Below are 23,274 nucleotides of genomic sequence, written 5' to 3'. Positions count from 1 at the left end.
ATGTGGGCGCGGCGCCTGATAGACCGGCTGATCGCGCAGGAAGCGCCGACGGCGACGGTGATCCCGATACGCCTTGCGGCCTGAACTCCATGACAAAAATAATCCCCATGGCCACGACARACCCTTCAGCCGCCCCCAACAGCCTGGAGAGCGCGCAGGTGAGGGCGCAGCTGCAGCTGCGCGAGATGATCCTGGCGGGCGAACTGCCCGGCGGCGCGCGCATCGCCGAGCTGTCCATCGTCGAAAAGCTGGGCGTCTCGCGCACGCCGATACGCGCGGCGCTGATGCGGCTGGAGCAGGAGGGCCTGCTCGAATCGCTGCCCAACGGCGGCTTCGCGGTGCGCACGTTTTCGGAGCGCGACGTGTCCGAGGCGATCGAATTGCGCGGCACGATCGAGGGCCTGTCAGCGCGGCTGGCGGCCGAGCGCGGCGCGCCCACCGTGGTGCTCGGCGAAGCGCGCGAATGCCTGAACCGCATCGACGAAGTGCTGAGCCAGCCGGCCCTCAACGACGAGGCGTTCTCAAGCTATGTGGCGCTCAACGAGCGCTTTCACGCGCTGCTCAGCGAAATGGCGGGCAGCGAGGTGATCGCCAAAGAGCTGGACCGCGTGTCCAGCCTGCCCTTCGCCTCGGCCTCGGGATTCGTGGTGGTGCAGGCCAACTCGCCGCGCGCGCGCGACATGCTCATCGTGGCGCAGGACCAGCACCGCCAGGTGCTGGACGCCATCGAGCAGCGCGAAGGCTCGCGCGCCGAGGCCATCATGCGCGAGCACTCGCGCCTGGCCCAGCGCAACCTGCGCGCCGCCGTGGCCAGCCACAACCTGGACCAGATGCCGGGCGTGCGTTTAATACGGAAAAAATAATGAAAGCCAACGCCAGCTGGACCGATGCGGTCATTGAATCTTTTGAGGACCTCACGCCCACCGTGCGCGAGTTCCGCATCCGGCCCGCGGGTGATGCGGCCGCTGTGCAGCGCCACGAACCCGGCAGCCACCTGCAGGTGCAGCTGCTGGTCGACGGCAGGCCGGAGCTGCGCTCTTATTCGCTGGTCGGCAAGCCCGACGGGCAAACGTGGCGCATCGCGGTGAAGCGGCTGGACGACGGCCGCGGCGGTTCGCGCGCGATGTGGCGGCTGGCCGCCGGCGACCGGCTGCAGGTCAGCGGCCCGCGCAACCATTTCCCGTTGGACTTCAACGCACCGGCCTACCTGCTGGTGGCCGGCGGCATAGGCATCACGCCGTTGCTGGGCATGGCCCAGGCGCTGGCCGGCCGCTGTGCTCAATCGGGCCGCTCGTTGCGCATGCTGTACGGCGTGCGCAGCGAATCTGAACTGGCTTACGGCGAAATGCTGCGGGCCAGCCTGGGCGGGCGGCTGCAAGCAGCCGTCGACGCGCGCATCGATTTCGCCGGCGAGATCGCGGCATTGCCGGTGGGCGCGCAAATGTATGTGTGCGGCCCGGTGCCCATGCTGGACGCCGCACGCCACGCCTGGGAGGCCTCGGGCCGGCCGGCGACCGACCTGCGTTACGAGACCTTCGGCAACAGCGGGCGCTTTTCGCCGCAGGCTTTCAGGGTGCTGATTCCGCGCCACGCGCTGGACATCACCGTGCCGCCCGGCTGCAGCCTGCTGGACGCGCTGGAGCAGGCGGGCGTGGAAGCGGTGTCCGACTGCAAGCGCGGTGAATGCGGCCTGTGCACGCTGGACGTGCTGGCGCTGGACGGCGAGATCGACCACCGCGACGTCTTTCTGAGCGAGCACGAGAAACAGCAGAACACACGGCTGTGCGCCTGTGTCTCGCGCGTGGTCGGCTCGGTGACGCTGGACTCGTCCTACCGGCCCGACGCCTGAGGAGGCAACTTGTGTGCGATCACCGGGCCATGCGCGCGATGATCGCGCAACCGATAGCGAACGCACGGCAACGCCGGGAGCGGCAACCGACAAAATCAAGCCATGGATGGCACGGGCCGATGTGTTCACATATCGAACATTTGTGCCGATACCGCACTCATACTAGACTCGCACCGTTTTACGGCCGGATGCCGGCAACCTGAACATCGCCGCATTTGACGCAGCAGCAAGAACTGAAAACCACCCAGGAGACAAGCATGAAAAAACGTACCTTCCTCACCGCCGCCGCGCTGTCGGCCGCGGCACTTGCCGCTCCCGCACTGGCCCAGGACAACACCTTCAAGATAGGCCTGATCCTGCCGATGACGGGCCAGCAAGCCACCACGGGCAGACAGATCGAGGCGGCCGCCCGGCTTTACATGGCGCAGAACGGCGACACCGTGGCGGGCAAGAAGATCCAGCTGATCGTGAAGGACGACACCTCGCTGCCGGACACCACGCGCCGCCTGGCGCAGGAGCTGGTGGTCAACGACAAGGTCAACGTGCTGGCGGGCTTCGGTATCACGCCCTCGGCCCTGGCCACCGCGCCCATCGCGACGCAGTCCAAGACACCGATGGTGGTGATGGCGGCCGCGACGTCCAGCATCACGCAGTCCTCGCCCTACATCGTGCGCACCAGCTTCACGCTGCCGCAGGTCTCGGTCGCGCTGGCCGACTGGGCGCCCAAGAACGGCATCAAGACGGTGGTCACGCTGGTGTCCGACTACGGCCCCGGCATCGACGCCGAAAAATTCTTCAAGGACCGCCTGACCTTCAACGGCGGCCAGGTGACCGACGCGCTGCGCGTGCCGCTGCGCAACCCCGACTTCGCGCCCTTCCTGCAGAAGGTGCGGGACAACAAACCCGACGCGCTGTTCGTCTTCGTGCCTTCCGGCGCGGGCGCCGCGGTGATGAAGCAGTTCCTCGAGCGCGGCCTGGACAAGGCCGGCATACGGCTGATCGCCACCGGCGACGTGACGGACGACGACCAGCTCAACGACATGGGCGACGGCGCACTGGGCGTGGTGACCTCGCACCACTACTCGGCGGCGCACCCCTCGGCCATGAACAAAAAATTCGTGGAAGCTTTTTCCAAGGCCAACAAGGGCCTGCGCCCCAACTTCATGGCCGTGGGCGGCTATGACGGCATGCGGGTGATTTACGAAGCGCTCAAAACCAGCAAGGGCCAGGGCGGCGGCGACGCGCTGCTCGCGGCCATGAAGGGCCAGCTGTTTGAAAGCCCGCGCGGCAAGATCTTCATCGACGCGCAAACGCGCGACATCGTGCAGGACGTCTACCTGCGCAAGGTCGAGAAGAAGGACGGCCAGCTTTACAACGTGGAATTTGACGTGATCAAGGACGTCAAGGATCCCGGGAAGAATAAGTAACCCCCGAAGCGCCGCTTCGCGGCGCCTCCCCCCTGCTGGGGGCAACCTCTGCGGCCCGGCAAAGCCGGTTCCGCGCCGTTCCTGGCATGGACCTCTWTCAAGCAAACACTGATCCTCCGGCCAAAGCATGCTGACCCTTCTTTTCGACGGTATCGCCTACGGCATGCTGCTGTTCATCCTGGCGGTGGGCCTGGCGGTGACCATGGGCTTGATGAATTTCATCAACCTCGCGCACGGCGCCTTCGCGATGGCCGGCGGCTACATCACCGTGCTGCTGATGCAGCATTTCGGCGTGCCCTTTTTGCTGTGCCTGCCGCTGGCCTTCATCGGCTCGGCGCTGCTGGGCGCGGTGCTGGAACGCACGCTGTACCGGCCGCTCTACAACAAGCCGCACCTGGACCAGGTGCTGTTTTCCATCGGCCTGGTGTTCATGGCGGTGGCCAGCGTCGATTATTTCGTGGGCTCGACGCAGCAGATCGTGCAGTTGCCCCAATGGCTCAAAGGCCGCACCGAGATCGGCAGCGGCGCCTGGATGCTGGGCATGGGCCACTACCGGCTGTTCATCATCGCGGTGTGCGCTGGACTGACGGTGGGCCTGCAGTACCTGCTGGCGCGCACGCGCTTCGGCAGCCGGCTGCGTGCGTCGGTGGACGACCAGCGCGTGGCGGCCGGACTGGGCATCAACGTCAACCTGGTGTTCCTCTCGACCTTCGCCGTGGGCTCGGGCCTGGCCGGCCTGGGCGGCGCGCTGGGCGCCGAGGTGCTGGGCCTGGACCCGAGCTTTCCGCTCAAGTTCATGATTTATTTCCTGATCGTGGTGGCCGTGGGCGGCACCTCGTCGATCACCGGGCCGCTGCTGGCCGCCTTGCTGCTGGGCATTGCCGACGTGGCGGGCAAGTACTACATCCCCAAGCTGGGCGCCTTCATCGTCTACAGCCTGATGATCGTGATCCTGATCTGGCGGCCGCAGGGCCTCTTTGTGCGCAAGGGAGGCAAATAAATGAACACGCAGACATCGCTGCTCAAGAGCAGCCGCTGGAAGCCCTGGGAGCCGGTGCTCTGGCTTCTCGCCTTCGCCGCGCCGGTGCTGATGCCCAGCCATGCGTCCCTTATCAACGAGATCGCCATCGTCGCGCTGTTCGCGGTGTCGCTGGACCTGGTGCTGGGCTATGCCGGCATCGTCTCGCTGGGCCATGCGGCTTTCTTCGGCATAGGCGGCTATGCGGCGGCGCTGTTCGCCAAGCTGGTCATGCCCGACCCGCTGCTGGGCCTGGCCGTGGGCATCGCCACCGCCACGCTGCTGGGCGCCGTGTGTTCGCTCACCATCCAGCGCGGCAGCGACCTGACGCGGCTCATGGTGACGCTGGGTGTGGCGCTGATCCTGCTGGAGCTGGCCAACAAGCTCGACTGGCTGACCGGCGGCGCCGACGGCCTGCAGGGCGTGGTCATGGGGCCGCTGCTGGGCAGCTTCGAATTCGACCTCGCGGGGCGCACCGCCGCCTACTATTCGCTGGCCGTGCTGCTGCTGCTGTTCGTGCTGATGCGCCGCCTGGTGCATTCGCCGCTGGGCGCGACGCTGGAGGCGATACGCGACAACCGCCTGCGCGCCATGGCCATCGGCATTCCGGTGGCGTCGCGGCTGGCGGTGGTCTACACGGTGGCGGCGGGCGTGGCCGGCGCGGCCGGCGCGCTGCTGACGCAGACCACCGGCTTCGCCTCGCTGGATTTGTTCGAGTTCCACCGCTCGGCCGACGTGCTGCTGATCCTGGTGGTGGGTGGCGTGGGCTGGCTGTATGGCGGCGTGGCCGGGGCGATTGTGTTCAAGCTGATGCAGGATGCGCTCTCGTCCATCACGCCGCAGTACTGGACCTTCTGGATTGGTCTCTTCCTGGTGGTGCTGGTGCTGGTGGGCCGCGAGCGGCTGGTCCGGCCCTGGACCTGGCTGCCGCAGCGCCGGCACGGAGGCCGGCCATGAGCGACACGACGCAGGACGCGGTGCTGTCCGCGCAAGGCCTGGTGATGCGCTTCGGCGGCATCACCGCCACCAACAACGTGAGCCTGAACCTGCGGCGCGGCGCGCGCCATGCCTTGATAGGCCCCAACGGCGCGGGCAAGACGACGCTGGTCAATCTGCTGACGGGCGTGCTGCAACCGACCGAGGGCCGCATCCTGCTCGAAGGGGAAGACATCACGCGGCTGGCGCCGCACCAGCGCGTCAAGCGCGGCATGGTGCGCACCTTCCAGATCAACCAGCTGTTCGACTCGCTCACGCCGCTGCAGACGCTGGCACTGGCCGTGTCGCAGCAAACGGGCCTGGGCGCGAAATGGTGGCAGCCGCTGGGCCGCAACCGGGCCGTGGCCGAGCGCTGCGAGCAATTGCTGGAGCAGTTTCACCTGACCGAGGTGATGGACCAGCCGACCCGCGTGCTGGCCTACGGCAAGCGCCGCCTGCTGGAGATCGCCGTGGCGCTGGCCTGCGAACCGCGCGTGCTGCTGCTGGACGAACCCGTGGCGGGCGTGCCGGCCGGCGAGCGCGAGGAACTGCTGCAAACCGTGGCCGCGCTGCCCGCGGATGTGTCGGTGCTGCTGATCGAGCACGACATGGACCTGGTGTTCAGCTTCGCCACCACCATGACGGTGCTGGTCAACGGCACGCTGCTGACCGAGGGCACGCCCGAGGAAATCGCGGCCGACCCGCAGGTCAWGGCGGTGTACCTAGGCCATGGCGAGGAACATGGAGAGGAACATGGCGAGGAGGTGGCCCATGGCTGAGCTGCTCAAGGTCGACAAACTGCGCGCCGGCTACGGCGAGGCCGTGGTGCTGCACGAGGTGTCGTTCACGCTGGGTGAAGGCCAGACGCTCGCACTGCTGGGCCGCAACGGCACCGGCAAGACCACGCTGATCAACACGCTGGCGGGCGCGACGCGGCAGCACGGCGGCGCCATTTCGTTCGGCGCGGGCGCGGCCATGGTCGCGCTGCACCAGTTGCCCTCGCATGAACGCGCGGCAGCTGGCATAGGCTGGGTGCCGCAGGAGCGAAACATCTTCAAGTCGCTGACGGTGCACGAAAACCTCACAGCGGTGGCGCGCCCGGGCAAATGGAATCCCGAGGGCGTGTACGCCATGTTCCCGCGCCTGGCCGAGCGCAAGGGCAACCTGGGCACGCAGCTGTCGGGCGGCGAGCAGCAGATGCTGGCCGTGGGCCGGGCGCTGGTGCTCAATCCGAAGCTGCTGCTGCTTGACGAGCCGCTGGAAGGCCTGGCGCCCATCATCGTGGAGGAACTGCTGCGCGCCATACGCCGCATCACGCGCGAAGAAGGCCTGAGCGCCATCATCGTGGAGCAGCATCCGCAGGCCATCCTGGCGATTTCCGACAGCGCCGTGGTGCTGGACCGCGGCACGGTGGTGCACACGGGAACAGCCCAGGCCCTGCGCGAGCAGCCCGAGCGCCTGGATCAGTTGCTGGGCGTGGCACGCTGAGCGGCCGGGCCGCCGGCCCTGCCACCCGTTCTGCATTTCGCGCTTAAAGCGCGCAAAAAACGGCTACGCGCCGCTATCGTGAACAAGCTTCGCGGCGAAGCGGCTTTCCATGCCGAAAAGTCAAAAGCGATCCACCTTTTTGCGTAGATTCACTTACTAGGGTTTTCCCCTCCAACGGCCTACAATCGCAGACCTTACAAGAAATTGACGGTCAACCGACCGTTCCCGCTGGAGACCTTGCTGATGCCGACACCACCCGCCGCGATGCCCGATGACCGCGAAGAAAAACGCGCCGAACTGCGCCGCGCCGCACTTGAATACCACGAGTTTCCGACCCCCGGCAAGGTGGCCATCGCAGCGACCAAGCAGCTGACCAACCAGCGCGACCTGGCCCTGGCCTATTCCCCCGGCGTCGCGGCGCCCTGCGAAGAGATCGTCAAGGACCCCAACAACGCCTTCAAGTACACCAGCCGCGGCAACCTGGTGGCCGTGATCACCAACGGCACCGCCGTGCTGGGCCTGGGCGACATCGGCCCGCTGGCCTCCAAGCCGGTCATGGAAGGCAAGGGCGTGCTGTTCAAGAAGTTCGCCGGCGTGGACGTGTTCGACATCGAGATCGACGAAAAAGACCCGGTCAAGCTGGTCGACATCATTGCCTCGCTGGAGCCGACCTTCGGCGCCATCAACCTTGAAGACATCAAGGCGCCCGATTGCTTCTACGTCGAGCGCGAACTGCGCAAGCGCATGAAGATCCCGGTGTTCCACGACGACCAGCACGGCACTGCCATCACCGTGGGTGCGGCGGTCCTCAATGCGCTCAAGGTGGTCGGCAAAGGCCCCGGCCAGGTCAAGCTGGTGACTTCCGGCGCGGGCGCTGCGGCGCTGGCCTGCCTGAACCTGCTGCTCAAGCTGGGCATTCAACGCGAGAACGTGTTCGTGACCGACCTGGCCGGCGTGGTCTATGAAGGCCGCACCGAGCTGATGGACGAGGACAAGATCCAGTTCGCGCAGAAGACCGACGCGCGCACCCTCAGCGACGTGATCGCGGGCGCGGACATTTTCCTGGGCCTGTCGGCCGGCGGTGTGCTCAAGAAGGACRTGGTCGCCAAGATGGCCGCCAAGCCCATCATCCTGGCGCTGGCCAACCCGAATCCCGAGATCACGCCCGAGGACGTCAAGTCCGTGCGCGACGACGCCATCATGGCGACCGGCCGCACCGATTACCCCAACCAGGTCAACAACGTCCTGTGCTTTCCTTATATCTTCCGCGGCGCGCTGGATGCCGGCGCCTCCACCATCACCATCGAGATGGAAATCGCGGCCGTGCATGCGATCGCCGAGCTGGCACAGGCCGAGCAGAGTGAAGTCGTGGCGGCCGCCTATGTGGGCGAGAAGCTCGCCTTCGGCCCCGAGTACCTGATTCCCAAGCCCTTTGACCCGCGCCTCATGATGAAGATCGCGCCCGCCGTGGCGCAGGCGGCGGCCGACAGCGGCGTGGCCTTGCGGCCGATCCAGGACATGAACGCCTACCGCGACAAGCTGCAGAGCTTCGTCTACGCCTCGGGCACGGTCATGAAACCGATTTTCGCGGCCGCCAAGGCCGCCAGCCGCAAGCGCGTGGCCTACGCTGAGGGCGAGGAAGAACGCGTACTGCGCGCCTGCCAGATTGTGGTGGACGAAGGCCTGGCACGGCCGACGCTGATCGGCCGCCCGGCCATCATTGCCCAGCGCATCGAAAAATTCGGCCTGCGCCTGAAGGAAGAGCTCGACTACGACGTGGTCAACGTCGAGCAGGACCACCGCTACCGCGACTTCTGGCAGACCTACCACCGCATGATGGAGCGCCGCGGCGTCACCGTGCAGATCGCCAAGATCGAGATGCGCCGCCGCCTCACGCTGATCGCCGGCATGCTGCTGCACAAGGGCGACGTCGACGGCCTGATCTGCGGCACCTGGGGCACGACCGCCCACCACCTGGACTACCTGGACCAGGTCATCGGCAAGCGCGAAGGCGTCAACACCTATGCCTGCATGAACGGCCTGTTGCTGCCGAACCGCCAGGTGTTCCTGCTCGACACCCACGTCAACTGCGACCCGACGGCCGAGCAACTCGCCGAGATCACCACCATGGCGGCCGAGGAAATGATGCGCTTCGGCATCAAGCCCAAGGCGGCCCTGCTGTCGCATTCGAACTTCGGCTCGTCCAACCTRCCGAGCGCCCTGAAGATGCGCCGCACGCTGGAACTGCTGCGCGAAAAGGCGCCCTGGCTGGAAGTCGACGGCGAAATGCACGGCGACATGGCGCTGGACGCCGACGCGCGCGCACTGATCATGCCCAACAGCACGCTAACGGGCGAGGCCAACCTGCTGGTCCTGCCCAATATTGATGCGGCCAATATTTCGTACAACCTGCTCAAGACGGCGGCCGGCGGCAACATCGCTATCGGCCCCGTGCTGCTGGGCGCGAACAAACCCATGCACATCCTGACCGCTACCGCCACGGTGCGCCGCATCGTCAACATGACGGCCCTGACGGTCGCGGATGCGAACGCCGCCCGATAAGCCAAAATTAGATAGCCAGTACTAACTTATTTAGGTAATAAGCCCAGTCTTTACTGCCTAAATTTTCAGCAGCCACTTGCGTTTTTTGGCCATATGCGGCAAACTACCTCTCTTGAAATTTAAGGGTTAACCCGAAATCGGCGGGCTGGCCTTAGGTTCCAGGAAAGGCTTCTTTTTCATGTTGCGCAATGGGTGGGGACGTTGGCAGGCGGCCAGAATGGTCGGCCTGCTGGTCTTGACAACCAGCCTGAGCGGGCTGATCCCCAGCGTGGTGCAGGCCAAGGGTGCGGATACACCGGCAGCGGCCGGCACGATCGCAACGGCCCAATTGCCCCCGCAAGGGCGCGACATGATGACGCTGATTTACCAGGGTGGGCCGTTCAGGCATGACAAGGACGGCGTGGTGTTTGGCAACCGGGAGCGACTTCTTCCGGCCAACCGTCGCGGTTACTACCGCGAATACACCGTCAGGACGCCCAATGAACGCAGCCGGGGAGCCCGGCGCATTGTTTGTGGCGGCTTGAAACCCACCGCTCCGGATGCCTGTTATTACACCGACGACCACTATGCGAGTTTTCGCAGAATCGTTCAGTAAATGAACTGTGGTTGTTATTTCAAGTTTTTGACTTCAGAGAAAGAGTAGCGGAGATGGATACACCACTTCGTCGGGACAACGAGACGCCGGTGCGCAAGGACGGCGAAACGCCCTTGCGCGGCGTGCGGCCCAATATCGTTCAATCCATACGTGCCTTCCGGGTGCAGGATCTGCAGGACGCAGCGACACAGCTGAACCAGCATTTCCTGTATGCCAACCTGGGCAATGCCCAGAGCAAGCAGGACGTGCTGGACATGATTGCGGCGCAATACACCTTCCCGGCCCACTTCGGCAAGAATTTCGACGCGCTGTACGACTGCATGACGGACCTGGTCCACAAATCAGGCCCGCAGCCCGGCTTCATCGTCGTGCTCGAGCAGATTCCGGCCAACGCCAAATTCGACAAGGAAGCGCGCGAGCAGCTGCTCGACATCTTCCGGGATGCCTCGGACTACTGGGCGGATCGCAAGATACCGTTCAGATGTTTCTATTCTTTTCTGTAGCCCGCTCCCCAGACATCGGCCAAGGGGATCGGGCGAATGAGGCCCAGCAAGCAGTTGCAGAAGGTGAAGAAGTCATGCCTACCGACAAACTGGTAGACGTGTCACCTCTGGCGTTGCGCATGAGCAGCCCGTTTAACGCGGGTTACTGGCTCGCCGCTGCTTAAAGCAAAAACGACATCGTGGGCGCCGCAAGCGCCCGCAAAAAAAGACCGTCCTTGACGGGCTTTTTTTATGCCGGCTGTTGCCGTTCCGGCTTAAAGCGCCTGCACCAGCGCGACGTACTCGGCCACCGGCACTTCCTCGGCACGGCGCTGCACGTCAAAAGTTCCGCCGAAGCCCCGCGCGGTGAGCCATTGCCCCAGCGTGTGGCGCAGCAGCTTGCGGCGCTGGCTGAAAGCCACCTGCACCAGTTCGCTGAGCAGCTTGACATCCAGCGCCGCCGGCACGGCATGCGGCACCATGCGCACCACCGCGCTGTCCACGCGCGGCGGCGGGTCAAAGCTGTGCGGCGGCACGAACAACACGTTTTCCATGGCGTAGCGCCACTGCAGCATCACGCTGAGCCGGCCGTAGTCGCTGGTGGCCGGTGCGGCCACCATGCGGTCTATGACTTCCTTTTGCAGCATGAAGTGCTGGTCTTCAATCACGTCGACCGCATCCAGCAGGTGGAACAGGATAGGCGTGGAGATGTTGTACGGAAGGTTGCCGACGACCCGAAGCTTTTGCCCCTGCGCGCAAGCGGTGTGCGCCAGTTCACGGATGTCGACCTTGAGGATGTCGGATTCGACCACACTGAGCTGGGGGTGCTCGCGCAGTTGCCGCGCCAGGTCACGGTCCAGCTCGATCACCGTCAGCTTGCCAAGGCGCTCGACGAGCGGCTGCGTCAAGGCCGCAAGCCCGGGCCCGATTTCCACCACAGCCTGGCCAGCCCGCGGCGCGATCGCCTGGACGATGCCTTCAATGATGCCCTGGTCAGTCAGGAAATGCTGGCCGAAGCGTTTGCGCGGGATGTGTTTCATATATAGCGGCCTCACGCCCTAAACCAGCAGGGGCCGCGGGACTGGCTTTGCCAGACCGCAGGCGCAACGGCCCCTTTCGTGAGGAAAGGGGCAGGGAGCTACGCGAAGCGAGCGACCGTGGGGGCCACATTATTGAGGAGGATCACGATACTCCACATACGCACGGCCACGGACCTCCTGGGCCCAGAGTGCGTAAGCTTCGTTTTGCTTCTTCTCGCGCAGCACGTTACGCGCGATCTCGCGCTGGTCGCGCAGCGAGAGCTGCGTGTCGCGGCGCTCCAGCACCTGGATGATGTGCACGCCGTATCGGGTCACCAGTGGATCGGAGACCTGGTTGGGTGCCAGGCTGTTCATGACCTTCTCAAACTCAGGCACAAACATGCCGGGGCTGGCCCAACCCAGGTCGCCGCCTTCCTTGGCCGAACCGTCCTCGCTGTTTTCGCGGGCGAGGGCGGCAAAATCGGCTTTCCCCGCCTGGACACGTTTCTTGAGCTCGGCGAGTTTTTCCGTCGCGGTGGCTTCCGTCTGTTTGGGGTTCAAGCGCAGCAGGATGTGCCGGGCATGGGTCTGCGTCACGGTGGCGCCGGGCATACCGCCCTGGCGCTTCTCGATCACCTTGAGGATGTGAAAGCCCGCGCCGCTTCGCACCGGGCCGGCCAGTCCGCCGGTCTGCAGGTTTTTGGTTGCTTCGACAAAGAGGGGGGGATAGCGGTCCGCCGTGCGCAGGCCCATCTGGCCGCCGGTGGCGCGTGTGGCGGATGCGGAGAACTCCGCGGCCAGCGCAGCGAAATCGCCGCCGGCCTTGGCACGATCCACCACCTGCTGGGCCCTGGCCTGCAGCGCCGCGACCTGGTCGGGCGTGGCGTTCTCCGGCACCGGCACCAGAATTTCGCCCAGGTTGAGGGCCAAGGCGGAAGGCTCGGCGCCGCCGCCTTCCTGGTCGCGCAGGAACTGGTCTATCTCCTGCTCGTTCACGGTGACGCGCGACTCCAGTTCGCGCTGGCGCAAGCGGCCCACCAGAAGCTCATCGCGCACTTCGGAGCGGAACTGGGTGTAGTCGATGCCGTCCCCCTTCAGGCGGCTGCGCAGCTGGTCCACCGAGATCTGGTTCTGGCTGGCCACGGTCTGGACCGCGTTTTCGATGGTGTTTTCATCGATCCGGATACCCGAGGTGCGTGCCAGCTGCAGCTGCGCCTTGTCGCTGATCATGCGCTCCAGGATCTGCGGCACCAGTTCACTGCGCGGCGGCAGGGCCGTGCCCTGCTGGAGGATCTGCTGCTCGGTGCGTATCAGTTTGAGGCGGACCTCGCTGTTGGTGATCGGCTCGGAATTCACCACCGCGACGATGAAATCGGCCTGGCGTTGCCCGCCGCCACCCTGGGCCGGGGCGCGCGCGGCGGCAGCCGGGTCGGACAGGCGCAGGGGATTGGACGGCTTGAGCCCCTGGGCCTGCACCTGAACCGCCAGCAAGGCCGAAAGCGCCAGGGTGAGGGCGGCGGCGCGCGGCAGGCTTGGGGAGAGTTCAGGAAGAAAACGGATATTAGTCATAAGTGGTAAAGCGGCTTGGAGCCTCGATTTTCTCACGCAGGTACTGGTAGCGCGGGACATTTGACTTGAGGGTTTCCAGGGGGTTCCCGCCAATGCGGGAGAAGCCCACCAGCTCCAGCTGGAACATGATCCGGGTGTCGGAAGTGCCGGTACTGGTCTGCGAGCGCTGCAGCACGACGCGGCTTATCCAGCAGCAGCCGTCGTATTCGACGCCGATGATGGAGTCGACCAGCCGCTTGTCCAGCACGCTGTAGTTCAGCCGGCCGACCGCGTAATAACGCCCCGGCCCCTGGCCCTGCCCGGGACCCAGGTCCTTGCCCTTGTCGCCCCACAGGTCGTTGATGGGCCACTGCCAGCCCACATCGATCTGCTCGCTGACGTTGCGCTGGCGCCGGAATGCGGCGCTGATGACGCGGTAATTGCCCGGGTTATAACGCACGCCGAACGAGGCGCGCTCGGACTGCCGGGTCTTGGGGTTGTATTGCACCGTGCTGTCGAAAGACCATTGCGGCACCCAGTTGACGGACGCGCCGACCAGTATGTCGCTGATGCGGTCGGTAACCGGCAGTGCGCCGGGCAGGGTCACCCGCTGGTCTTCAAAGCGCAGGCGCTGCGCGATACCGACGCGCACGGCTTCGGCGCCGGTCGCGGGATCCAGCAGGCGGGAGGTCACACCCAGTGTCAGCAGGTTCGCGTCGGAAATGCGGWCATTGCCGACAAAAGCGTTCTCGGTAAAGACGGTCGCGAAGTTGAAGTCGTTGATGCCGGAGTCATAGTTGGGCAGCAGGCTCTGGTCGCGGTAGGGCGTGCGGACATAAAAAGCCCGCGGCTCCAGCGTCTGGGTGAAATTGCGGCCCAGGAAGCTGGCCTCACGCTCGAACTGCAGGCCGCTGTCCAGGCTGAAGGTCGGAACCACACGCGAGGCCGTCTTCGCCCCGCCCACCAGCGGCGCGTCGAACTGGTAGCTGGTGGCATGCAGCTGCACCTTGGGCGTGATGAAACCCGCCGACGACAGCCAGGGACGGCTGATCTGCAGCTTGGTGAAAGCCCGGTTGCTGTTGGGCTGGTTCGTCAGCGTGCGGTCCGCGGAGAAGCGGGTGTAATCGCCCTCGATCGACCAGTCGAAGCCGTTGCCCAGCCCTCCCAGGGGGGCGTCCACCCGGGTGTAGGCGGCCGTGAGCTGCGGAAGCCGGTCATACGGAGGGACGATGGGCGAGGTCACGTCCTGCAAGGTCTGCCACTTCAGGGTTCGCAGGGTGCTGGAGAAGAATCCCCTGCCCCAGGTCAGGGTGGCATCCTGGGACAGCAGGCGCTGGGTGGTGTAACCGGAGCGTGCCGGAAAATCCTTCCAGTAATCGTTGTCGCTGACACGATTCAGGTTGAGGTTGAGGCCGAGGTTGCCGACCGAAGCCAGGCCGGTGGCAATGGTGCCGGTGTGCTGGTAGCCGTAGGACCAGCGGTCCCGGTCGCGCAGCTTGTCGCTGGGCAGGTAATTGGCACGCAGTTCGCCCTGGTAACTGGGTTCCAGGTAACGGAACTCGCCGGCGAGGTCTACGCCGCGCTTGCTCAGGATCGCCGGTGAAAAGGTGGCATCCCGATTGGGTGCGATGTCGAAGTAATACGGCTGGCGAAACTCAAACCCGTTCGTCGAGCCCATGCTGATGGTAGGCGGCAACAGGCCCGACTTGCGCTTGTCGCTCAGCGGAAAACTCACCCTGGGAAAAGCCAGGATGGGCACGCTCTTGAAGCGGACGACGGCATTGTGGGCCACGCCGACCTCGGTCTCCAGGTCGAACTCGAAGCGGCTGGCGCGCAGCACCCACGCAGGCTGCCAGCTCGCCTCGTCATCACGCTCGCAGGTGGTGTAGGTGGCGCGCTCGGCCGTCAGGTGTTTCTCGTCGAGGAAATCGACCCGCAGCGCCCGGCCGTTGCCGCCGTTGCTCAGGAAGCGGTAATCGGGCGTGGTGAAAAAGCCCTCGAACCGGTCCAGCTTGAGCTCCAGCTCGGGGCCTTGAAAGCGGTTGCCGGCGCGGTTGATGCGCACGTTGCCGCGGCTTTTGAGCTGGTCGTCGGGCTGGTAATACTCGATGCGGTCGGCGCGTATGGAGGTGGCCCCGCGCCGCAGTTCCGCATTGCCGTCGATCACGGTTTCCAGGTCCGGGCGTCCCGACACACGGTCGCCGAAGACAAACGTCGGCCCCCGGTCCTGCGGGTCGCTGGAGACTTCCTCGGCCAGCATGGGGGTGGGCTTGAGCTTCAGGGCGCCCTCGGACTCCGCCATCTCCGCCGGCGTGGGAGCTGGCGCGCCACGCGCCGCTGCCGGCGCCGCGGGCACCGCCTGGGCGTGCGCCGTCCCCGCAACAGTCATCCCCAGCGTGGCGCAAAACACGACCAGCCTGGAGACAGCAAGAGCCACCGGAGAGAGAATAAAAGGCGAGGGGGATGCGCGGCGCATCGTTTATGTGAGATAAACCCGTTTGTAAAATCAGGCCCGATTATCCATGACCCTCCAGCCCATCCCCAGAATAAAGAAGCCGAGCCCGGCGAAGGCCGCGCAAGCATGACCGCGCCGTCCATCGCCTGGGCCGACCCGGCACGCGCCGCCGCCTTCGACAACTGGCTGGCCGACATGGCCCGCCTGCATCGTTTGCAGGCCGGCACGCTGAGGCCGGCATCGGCCGACGCCAGCTTTCGCCGCTATTTCAGGGTCGACGCCGCATCGGGCGAGGGCAGCTGCATCATCATGGATGCGCCGCCCGCGCAGGAAGACTGCAAACCCTTCGCCAAGGTCGCCGGCCTGATGGCGGAGGCGGGCCTCAACGCGCCGCGCGTGCTGGCATGGGACGAACCTTTGGGCTTCATGCTGCTGAGCGACCTCGGCGCGCAAACCATGATGGAGCTGATCGCGCCTCCCGCCGCGGTTGACGCGATTGCCAGCCCCACCTCCGCCCACTACGAGCTGTACACCCATGCGGTGGACGCGCTGGTGCGTTGGCAGCTTGCCTCGAAACCAGGCGTGCTGCCCCCCTATGACGAGGCGCTGTTGTCGCGCGAACTCTCGCTGTTCCCCGACTGGTATGTCGCCAAACACCGCAAGCTGCCGCTGGACACGGGCCTGCAGGAAAAGCTGAACGTTCTCTTTGAACAGATCAAGGCCAGCAACCTGAATTCGCTCGAAGGTGCGCGGGTGTTTGTGCACCGCGATTTCATGCCGCGCAACCTGATGATCCCAAGCGGCTCACCAGCGGCTCTCGCGGACGCGCCGCCGCTTGGGGTACTAGACTTCCAGGATGCGGTCTACGGCCCCATCAGCTATGACATCGCCAGCCTGATGCGCGATGCGTTTCTGAGCTGGGAAGAGGATTTTGTGCTCGACATCACCGTGCGCTACTGGCAGAAGGCCCGCAAGGCGGGCCTGCCGGTCGGCGACGATTTCGGCGAGTTCTACCGGGCCGTCGAATGGATGGGCCTGCAGCGCCACCTCAAGATTCTGGGCATCTTCGCGCGCCTCACGCTGCGCGACGGCAAGCCCAAATACCTGGCCGACACGCCGCGCTTCATCCGCTACGCCCGCAACACCGCCGCGCGCTACCGCCAGCTGGGCCCGCTGATGGTCTTGCTCGACGAGATCGAAGGCAATGAAACCCGCGTAGGCTACACGTTCTGACCGCATGAAGCACTCCCTCCACCGCCCTCCCGCCGCCAGGGCCGTGCCGTGAGCGCGCGTTTCTATGCCGACATGGCGCTGGTGCCGGGCACGACGGTCCAGTTGCCGCCGGCCGCCGCCCGCCACGTCCAGGTCCTGCGGCTGCAGCCCGGGGACGCGCTTTCACTGTTCAACGGCAGGGGCGACGGCCAGCCCGGCAGCGAAGGGGAATTCGACGCCACGGTCGCGCGCATGGGCCGCAGCGAGGTCGAGGTGATCGTCGGCGCCTACAACCCCACGGCGCGCGAGGCCGGCCGCGCCATCCACCTGGCGGTCGGCATGCCCGCCAACGAGCGCATGGACTGGCTGGTCGAAAAAGCCGCCGAACTCGGCGCGGCCAGCATCCAGCCCCTGATGAGCGAGCGCAGCGTGCTGCGCATCAAGGGCGAACGCGCCGACAAAAAAATCGCGCACTGGCACGGCGTGGCCGTCGCCGCCTGTGAGCAGTGCGGCCGCAGCCGCGTGCCGCTGATCCACGACGTCGCCAGCCTGGCCGACTGGCTCAAAGGCCTGGAAGATGCGGCCGCGGGCGGAAGCCGGCTGCTGCTGTCGCTGCGCGAAGGCAGCCGGCCGCTGGCCCAGGCGATTCCGGGCAGCGGTCCGCTGACATTTTTAAGCGGCCCCGAGGGCGGCCTCAGCCTCGCCGAAGAAGCCGCGGCCATTGCCCGGGGCTTTAGCCCCGTCACGCTGGGCCCGCGCGTGCTACGGGCCGAAACCGCGCCGCTGGCCTGCCTGTCGCTGTTGACACTGGGCGGTGCCGCATGAACCGCAACCTCTGGCTGCTGGCCGTTTGCCAGGGCCTGTTCCTGACCAACAACGTCACCTTCATCGCCATCAACGGCCTGGTCGGGCTGAACCTGGCGCCGCTGGGCTGGATGGCGACCCTGCCCGTCATGGGCTATGTGGTGGGCGGAGCGCTGTCGACCTCGGTGGTGGCGCGCACGCAGGCGCGCTTCGGGCGCAAGGCCTCCTTCCAGCTCGGCCTGCTGGTAGCCGTGGCCTCGGCCCTGCTGTGCTGTTACGCGGCCTACGGCAGGAATTTCTGGCTGCTGGTGGCGGCCACGGTGGTGGCCGGCTACTACAACGCCAACGCGCAGCTCTACCGCTTTGCCGCGGCCGAGCTGGCCCTGCCGGCTTTTCGCGAAAAAGCCATTTCGCTGGTCATGGCCGGCGGCCTGCTGGGCGCCGTCGCCGGGCCCAATCTCGCGGCCCACACGCGGGAGCTGACCGACGTACCTTTTGCCGGCGCCTACCTGGCGCTGGCCGGCGTGGCACTGCTGTCCATGGCGCTGCTGGCCTTCATCCAGTTTCCGCCGCCGCCCGAGGCGCACGCGRCACGCGGCGGAAGGCCACTCGGCGAAATCATGCGGCAGCCGGTCTTCATCGTGGCCGCGGCCGCCGGCGCCCTGGGCTTTGGGGTGATGAACCTCCTGATGGCCGCCACGCCGATCGCCATGCAGGTCTGCGGCCTGCCGTTTTCCAGCGTCGCGCTGGTGCTGGAGTGGCATGTGATCGGCATGTTCGCGCCCGGTTTTTTCACCGGCCACCTGATACGCCGCTTCGGCGCCCTGCCCATCATGGCGGTGGGYGTGGCGCTGAACGTGGTGTGTGTGCTGATCGCGCTTTCGGGCGTGGACCTGAAGCAGTTCCTGGCGGCGCTGTTTTTGCTGGGGCTGGGCTGGAATTTCCTGTTCACAGGTGCCACCACACTGGCCTTGACGGCCTACCGTCCCGAGGAAAAGGACAAGGCGCAGGGCGCGCTCAATTTCTGCATTTTTGCCGTGCTGGCGATGTCCTCTCTGGCGTCGGGCGTGCTTGTCACCACGCAGGGCTGGGCCTTGCTGAACCTCGGTTCGCTGCTGCCGCTAGGCCTGACCGGCGCGGCGCTGGCCTGGCTTGCACTGGGCCGTCGCAAGGCACAGAATGCCTGAGAGCCTTTTGGCTCACGTCATTCATCACTTGAGGAGTTCGTCATGGGTTTACTCGATTCCGTCCTGGGCAGCGTCCTCAACAACAACAGCCGACAGGACTCGGCGGGCGCGGCCGGCGGACTGGGCGGCCTCATCGGCATGCTGGCCAGCAATCCCCAGCTGATCCAGATCGTCACGGGTATGCTGGCCAACAACGGCGGGCAAGGCGGGCTGGGCGGCCTGGTCAGCAAGTTTGAAGAGGCCGGCCTGGGCGACGCCATCCAGTCATGGATAGGCGGCGGGCCCAACCAGCCGGTTTCCGGCGACCAGGTCACCAGCGCGCTGGGCGCCGGCACCGTATCCAACATCGCCGCCAGGCTGGGCGTGGATCCCGGTGATGCCGCCAACCAGCTTTCCCAGATGCTGCCGGGCCTCATCAACCACCTGACGCCCGAAGGCCAGGCACCCGCGCAAGGCTTGGGCAACGGCGAAGACCTGATGGGCATGCTGGGCGGCCTGCTGCAGCAGGCTCGCTGATTTTTTTGAGGCCGGAGCCGGCCTCAAGCAACGGGCTAGAAGCGCGCGTCCAGCCAGGATTTGAGCCTATCGAACACCGGCGCCGAGTCGGTTTCGTTGAAGATCTCGTGGTAAAGGCCTTCAAAGCAGCGCGTGGTCACTGTGCCGGGCATGACGTCCCGTGAATTCGCGGCGCTTTCCGCAAAGGCGCGGCTGCCCGCCGGGTCAACGAGGCGGTCCGCACCCGCATACATCAGCAGCGTCGGCGTGCGCCAGCGGGCGGCGGCCGCTATCGTTGCCGGGCCGGCTGTCGCGATGAACTTGCCCAGCCGCGGTGAAATCCTGTTGTGCACCTGCCGGTCGGCCAGGTATTTTCTGACCACCTCCGGGTCGTGCGAGAGGTAGTGCGGATCCAGGCCGTTGCCCACACACAGGTTGGGCGCCAGGTTCGGCATGAAAGCCAGCAGCAGTTTCTGCAGCGGGCCGAGGCCGGCATCCAGTGCCGGCGAGGACATCACCAGGCCGTCGACGGGGCGTATGCCCAGCGAGACAAAGCGGCTGGCCACCAGGCCACCCAGGCTGTGGCCCAGCAGCACGATCGGCAGCTGGGCGGATTCCGGCGCCGCGGATTCCCGCAGCATGCGCATGCAGCGCAGCCGCGTGTCATCGACCACTTCGGCCAGGTCGTCGAGCAAGGTGCTGTCTTGGGGCAGCACGCCGCGCGCGCCGCCGGACTCGCCGTGGCCGCGCTGGTCGTAAGCGCGCACGGCGAAACCCCATTCCATCAATTGGCGCGCGACATGGTCGTAGCGCAGGGCGTGTTCACCCAATCCGTGCACCAGCAGCACGACGGCGCGCGGCGGCGGCGCGTGCGGGCCCATTTCGTCGGCCCAGGCGTCCAGCGGCCACTCGTACAGGGCCAGGTTTTCGCCGTCGCGGGCAGTGAAGGGGGCTAGGATGGTCGAATGCATGCGGCGGCGTAAGCCTGGCCTGGGGCAAGCGCGCGCGGCAGGCCGCGATGCGGGGAAGAAGGGCGGCGCACCCGAGTCAACCGGGAACGCGTGCCATCACGTGCGCGACCGCGGCGGTCAGCTTCTTGGCATAAGGCACGTTCAGGAACTCGTTGGGGCCGTGGGCATTGCTCTTGGGACCCAGCACGCCGCAGACCATCATCTGCGCCTTGGGGAAACCCTTGCTCAGCATGTTCATCAGCRGAATGGTGCCGCCCTGGCCTATGGTGCCGCAAGGCGCGCCGAAAAAGCTCTGCGACGCGTCGTTGAGCGCGTTCTCGAACCAGGGCACGGTGCCGGGCGCGTTCCAGCCGGTCGCGCCGCCGTTGCTTTCGAAGGTCACCTTGGCCTGGTAGGGCGCGTTGTCTTCCAGCAGCGTCTTGAGTTCCTGCACCGCCGCGCCGGCGTCGATCAGCGGCGGGAAACGCAGCGAGAGCTTGAAGGCGGTGTAAGGCCGCAGCACGTTGCCGGCGTCCTTGAGCGCCGGGAAGCCCTCGGCGCCGGTCACGCTCAGCGTAGGGCGCCAGGTGCGGTTGAGCAGGGCTTCGACCGGGTCGGTGGTGGTAGGCAAGGCGAAGCTGCCGGAGCCTTCGCAGTCATAGTGCGCCCATGGAAAGCGCTTGTAGATTTCCTCGCCGAGGATTTTGGCGGTGGCCTGCGCCTGGGCCAGGCGGTCGGCCGGGATTTCACAATGGAAGCTCTGCGGCAGCAGGCGCCCGGTCTTGCTGTCCTCAAGGCGGTCCAGCACCTGGCGCATGATGCGAAAGCTCGAGGGCACCAGGCCGCTCGCGTCACCGGAGTGCACGCCTTCGGTGAGGATTTCGACTTTGAGCACGCCGGCCGCGTTGCCGCGCAGGCTGGTGGTGAGCCACAGCTGGTCGTAATTGCCCGCGCCGGAGTCCAGGCACACCACCAACGCGACCTCGCCGAGGCGCTCGCGCAGCGCGTTGACATAGGGCAGCAGATCGTAGGAGCCGCTTTCCTCACAGGTTTCGATCAGGCCGACGATGCGCGGGTGGGGCACGTTCTGGGCCTTGAGCGCCTGCACCGCGGCGATGCTGGCGTAGACGGCATAGCCATCGTCGGCGGCGCCGCGGCCATAGAGCCTGCCGTCCTCGTACTTGGCCGCCCAGGGGCTCAGGTCATTGCGCCAGCCGGTGAATTCGGGCTGCTTGTCGAGGTGGCCGTACATCAGCACGGTTTGCGTCGAGTCGGCGCGCGTGGCCGGGATCTCAAAAAACAGCACCGGGGTGCGGCCTTCGAGGCGCACGACTTCCAGCGTGAGGCCTTCGACCTTTTGCGCCTCGACCCAGGCCGCCGCATTGCGCATGACGGTGTCGATGAAACCGTGCTGCGCCCAGTCGCTGTCGAAGGTGGGGGACTTGGCGGGAATGGAGATGTAGTCGGTGATCTGTTTGACGATGTCGCCGTCCCACTGGGCGGTCACCTGGGAGAGGGCCTGGGCGGCGTTGAGGATGCTGGCGGGGATTTCGCGGTACAGGGGGGCGTTCATGGAAGGGCTCCGAGGGAAATTGTCGGCTTTTCAGGGCGGCTTTTGGCCGCGGCAGCTGCTACTGTACGCTTCCGACACAGACCGCGCCACCGGCCAGGGGAAGACCCGCAATTGGAGAATTCAAGCTACAGCGCTCGCAGCCGGCGGGGGCAAAGATAACTTCTGCATTTCTCCCCTATCTGGACGAGATTGGACGGGAGAACAAACCAGTGACCAGCACGCCACGGAGCCGCCATGACACCAGCCAGCCGCACCCCAGCCAGCCCTTCCGAGCCGGCTCATTCCCGCATCCGCGCGGGCGTGGGCGGCTGGACTTTTGAGCCCTGGCGCGGCAATTTCTTTCCGCCCGGCCTGCCGCACAGCCGCGAGCTCGAATACGCGAGCCGCCGGTTGAGCGCCATCGAGGTCAACGGCACCTATTACGGCACGCTCAAGCCGGCCAGTTTCAAGAAGTGGCATGACGAGACCCCCGACGGCTTCGTGTTCTCCCTCAAGGCCTCGCGCTACGCGACCAACCGCCGCGTGCTGGCCGAGGCCGGCGAGTCCATCCAGCGCTTCACGGAAAGCGGCATCAGCGAGCTGGGCGACAAGCTGGGCCCCATCGTCTGGCAGTTCATGCCCGGCAAGGTGTTTGAAGCCGGGGATTTCGAGGCCTTTTTGTCACTGCTGCCCAAGCAGGTGGACGGCCGGGCCCTGCGCCACGTGGTCGACGTACGCCACGAAAGCTTTATGTCGCCCGACTACCTGGCGCTGGCGCGCCGTTACAGGGTCGCCACCGTATTTACCGACGCTGACAAATTCCCGTCCTTCGCCGACCTCACGGGCGACTTCGCCTATGCCCGCCTGATGATGAGCGAAGCAGGCCTGGAAACCGGCTATGAGGAAGGCGCGCTGGACGCCTGGGCCGAGCGTTCAAGGCAATGGGCCGCAGGCGGTGCGCCTGCCGACCTGCCGATGCTGGAGGACGCACCGTCGCAAGGCAAGCCGCGCGACGTATTTGTGTATTTCATCAACGGCGCCAAGGAGAGGGCGCCGGCCGCGGCCATGGCGTTTTTAAGCCGTCTGGGCTTTACGCCCCCTGCCTAGTTGTAGACAGCCATGGCCTCGCCCAGCCGTACTTCACGGCCTGGCGCCCACTCCGGGTTAAAGCGCAGCGGCCCCTTGGGAAACAGTATGACGACGGTGGAGCCCAGCAGGAAGCGGCCCATTTCCTCGCCCTGCTTCAGGCGGATCGCGGAAGTCGGCTCATCAGGGTAGTCCCATTGCCGCACCACCTTGCCGCGCGGCGGGTTGACCACGCCGTGCCATACCGTGGCCATGCTGCCGACAATCGTCGCACCGACCAGCACCAGCACAAAAGGCCCGCGCGCCGATTCGAAGACGCAGACCACGCGTTCATTGCGCGCAAACAGCCCCGGCACGCCGCGCGCGGTGACCGGGTTGACCGAAAACAGTTCGCCCGGCACATAGATCATGCGCGCCAGCCGGCCGTCACAAGGCATGTGGATGCGGTGGTAGTCGCGGGGGCTCAGGTACAAGGTGGCGAAGTGGCCGTCCTGGTAGTGGGCGGCCAACGCCGCGTCGCCGCCCACCAGCGCGGTGGTGGAATAACTGTGGCCCTTGGCCTGGAAGATC

21 protein-coding genes are annotated in these 23,274 nt (G+C 65.9%); 15 read left to right on the top strand and 6 right to left on the bottom strand.

Features of this window, described 5'->3' with window-relative positions; genetic code table 11:
• Positions 1 to 107: 107 nt before the first annotated feature.
• The 10 genes from AC1D0P_RS04315 to AC1D0P_RS04270 all read left to right on the top strand — a co-directional run bounded on the left by AC1D0P_RS04315 (position 108) and on the right by AC1D0P_RS04270 (position 10,417).
• Positions 108 to 863 carry a GntR family transcriptional regulator gene (locus AC1D0P_RS04315; RefSeq protein ID WP_477675570.1) on the top strand — a complete coding sequence of 252 codons (756 nt, stop codon included), beginning with the start codon at positions 108 to 110 and terminating at the stop codon, positions 861 to 863.
• Positions 863 to 1,849 carry a PDR/VanB family oxidoreductase gene (locus AC1D0P_RS04310; protein ID WP_477675569.1) on the top strand — a complete coding sequence of 329 codons (987 nt, stop codon included), beginning with the start codon at positions 863 to 865 and terminating at the stop codon, positions 1,847 to 1,849. Before AC1D0P_RS04315 ends, AC1D0P_RS04310 begins: the two co-directional genes overlap by 1 nt.
• 257 nt (positions 1,850 to 2,106) lie before the next feature.
• Positions 2,107 to 3,276 (top strand): ABC transporter substrate-binding protein, encoded by a 1,170-nt coding sequence (locus AC1D0P_RS04305; RefSeq protein ID WP_477675568.1) that lies wholly within the window; start codon positions 2,107 to 2,109, stop codon positions 3,274 to 3,276.
• A 127-nt stretch (positions 3,277 to 3,403) separates the two neighbouring features.
• Positions 3,404 to 4,276 carry a branched-chain amino acid ABC transporter permease gene (locus AC1D0P_RS04300; protein ID WP_477675567.1) on the top strand — a complete coding sequence of 291 codons (873 nt, stop codon included), beginning with the start codon at positions 3,404 to 3,406 and terminating at the stop codon, positions 4,274 to 4,276.
• Positions 4,277 to 5,251: a branched-chain amino acid ABC transporter permease gene (locus tag AC1D0P_RS04295; RefSeq protein WP_477675566.1), complete on the top strand. Its 975-nt coding sequence runs from the start codon at positions 4,277 to 4,279 to the stop codon at positions 5,249 to 5,251.
• A complete protein-coding gene (locus AC1D0P_RS04290; RefSeq protein WP_477675565.1) occupies positions 5,248 to 6,048 on the top strand; it encodes an ABC transporter ATP-binding protein in 801 nt (266 codons plus the stop codon). The genes AC1D0P_RS04295 and AC1D0P_RS04290 overlap by 4 nt, the downstream gene beginning before the upstream one ends.
• Positions 6,041 to 6,757 (top strand): ABC transporter ATP-binding protein, encoded by a 717-nt coding sequence (locus AC1D0P_RS04285; RefSeq protein WP_477675564.1) that lies wholly within the window; start codon positions 6,041 to 6,043, stop codon positions 6,755 to 6,757. The genes AC1D0P_RS04290 and AC1D0P_RS04285 overlap by 8 nt, the downstream gene beginning before the upstream one ends.
• A gap of 243 nt (positions 6,758 to 7,000) precedes the next feature.
• Entirely contained in the window at positions 7,001 to 9,319 is a 2,319-nt protein-coding gene (locus tag AC1D0P_RS04280; protein ID WP_477675563.1) for an NADP-dependent malic enzyme, read from the top strand.
• 217 nt (positions 9,320 to 9,536) lie between these two features.
• Positions 9,537 to 9,914, top strand: a complete 378-nt coding sequence (locus tag AC1D0P_RS04275) for a guanyl-specific ribonuclease (RefSeq protein ID WP_477675562.1) — start codon at positions 9,537 to 9,539, stop codon at positions 9,912 to 9,914.
• 53 nt (positions 9,915 to 9,967) lie between these two features.
• Complete coding sequence (locus AC1D0P_RS04270) at positions 9,968 to 10,417, top strand: barstar family protein (protein ID WP_007869336.1); 450 nt, start codon at positions 9,968 to 9,970, stop codon at positions 10,415 to 10,417.
• A gap of 254 nt (positions 10,418 to 10,671) precedes the next feature.
• Here AC1D0P_RS04270 and rsmA read toward each other — a convergent pair whose 3' ends face one another.
• The 3 genes from rsmA to AC1D0P_RS04255 all read right to left on the bottom strand — a co-directional run bounded on the left by rsmA (position 10,672) and on the right by AC1D0P_RS04255 (position 15,439).
• Positions 10,672 to 11,436 (bottom strand): 16S rRNA (adenine(1518)-N(6)/adenine(1519)-N(6))-dimethyltransferase RsmA, encoded by a 765-nt coding sequence (gene rsmA / locus AC1D0P_RS04265; protein WP_477675561.1) that lies wholly within the window; start codon positions 11,434 to 11,436, stop codon positions 10,672 to 10,674.
• A 129-nt stretch (positions 11,437 to 11,565) separates the two neighbouring features.
• Positions 11,566 to 12,984, bottom strand: a complete 1,419-nt coding sequence (locus AC1D0P_RS04260; protein WP_477675560.1) for a peptidylprolyl isomerase — start codon at positions 12,982 to 12,984, stop codon at positions 11,566 to 11,568.
• Positions 12,977 to 15,439 (bottom strand): LPS-assembly protein LptD, encoded by a 2,463-nt coding sequence (locus tag AC1D0P_RS04255; RefSeq protein WP_477675559.1) that lies wholly within the window; start codon positions 15,437 to 15,439, stop codon positions 12,977 to 12,979. Before AC1D0P_RS04255 ends, AC1D0P_RS04260 begins: the two co-directional genes overlap by 8 nt.
• Before the next feature lie 105 nt (positions 15,440 to 15,544).
• Here AC1D0P_RS04255 and AC1D0P_RS04250 point away from each other — a divergent pair, with 105 nt between their 5' ends.
• The 4 genes from AC1D0P_RS04250 to AC1D0P_RS04235 are packed head-to-tail and all read left to right on the top strand — an operon-like array spanning position 15,545 to position 19,137.
• Entirely contained in the window at positions 15,545 to 16,651 is a 1,107-nt protein-coding gene (locus AC1D0P_RS04250; protein WP_477675558.1) for an aminoglycoside phosphotransferase family protein, read from the top strand.
• Between the two features lie 48 nt (positions 16,652 to 16,699).
• Positions 16,700 to 17,455 (top strand): 16S rRNA (uracil(1498)-N(3))-methyltransferase, encoded by a 756-nt coding sequence (locus AC1D0P_RS04245; RefSeq protein WP_477675557.1) that lies wholly within the window; start codon positions 16,700 to 16,702, stop codon positions 17,453 to 17,455.
• On the top strand, positions 17,452 to 18,621 hold the full coding sequence (locus AC1D0P_RS04240; protein WP_477675556.1) for an MFS transporter: 1,170 nt from the start codon (positions 17,452 to 17,454) through the stop codon (positions 18,619 to 18,621). The genes AC1D0P_RS04245 and AC1D0P_RS04240 overlap by 4 nt, the downstream gene beginning before the upstream one ends.
• Before the next feature lie 42 nt (positions 18,622 to 18,663).
• Positions 18,664 to 19,137 (top strand): YidB family protein, encoded by a 474-nt coding sequence (locus AC1D0P_RS04235; RefSeq protein WP_477675555.1) that lies wholly within the window; start codon positions 18,664 to 18,666, stop codon positions 19,135 to 19,137.
• Between the two features lie 35 nt (positions 19,138 to 19,172).
• On the opposite strand, the gene AC1D0P_RS04230 is transcribed toward AC1D0P_RS04235, so the two are convergent.
• Positions 19,173 to 20,087, bottom strand: coding sequence for a lysophospholipase (locus AC1D0P_RS04230; protein ID WP_477675554.1), 915 nt, complete (start codon positions 20,085 to 20,087; stop codon positions 19,173 to 19,175).
• Between the two features lie 76 nt (positions 20,088 to 20,163).
• Positions 20,164 to 21,639, bottom strand: a complete 1,476-nt coding sequence (locus tag AC1D0P_RS04225; protein WP_477675553.1) for a M20 family metallopeptidase — start codon at positions 21,637 to 21,639, stop codon at positions 20,164 to 20,166.
• Between the two features lie 234 nt (positions 21,640 to 21,873).
• Between AC1D0P_RS04225 and AC1D0P_RS04220 the strand changes: the two genes are divergently transcribed.
• Positions 21,874 to 22,725 (top strand): DUF72 domain-containing protein, encoded by an 852-nt coding sequence (locus AC1D0P_RS04220; protein ID WP_477675552.1) that lies wholly within the window; start codon positions 21,874 to 21,876, stop codon positions 22,723 to 22,725.
• Here the strand turns inward: AC1D0P_RS04220 and asd are convergent.
• Positions 22,722 to 23,274, bottom strand: a 553-nt coding sequence (gene asd, locus AC1D0P_RS04215) for an archaetidylserine decarboxylase (RefSeq protein ID WP_477675551.1), incomplete at its 5' end; no start/stop codon positions are given. The genes AC1D0P_RS04220 and asd overlap by 4 nt on opposite strands.

The organism is Polaromonas sp. P1_G2, from assembly GCF_056405515.1.
This window is presented reverse-complemented; position numbering and strand designations above follow the sequence as displayed.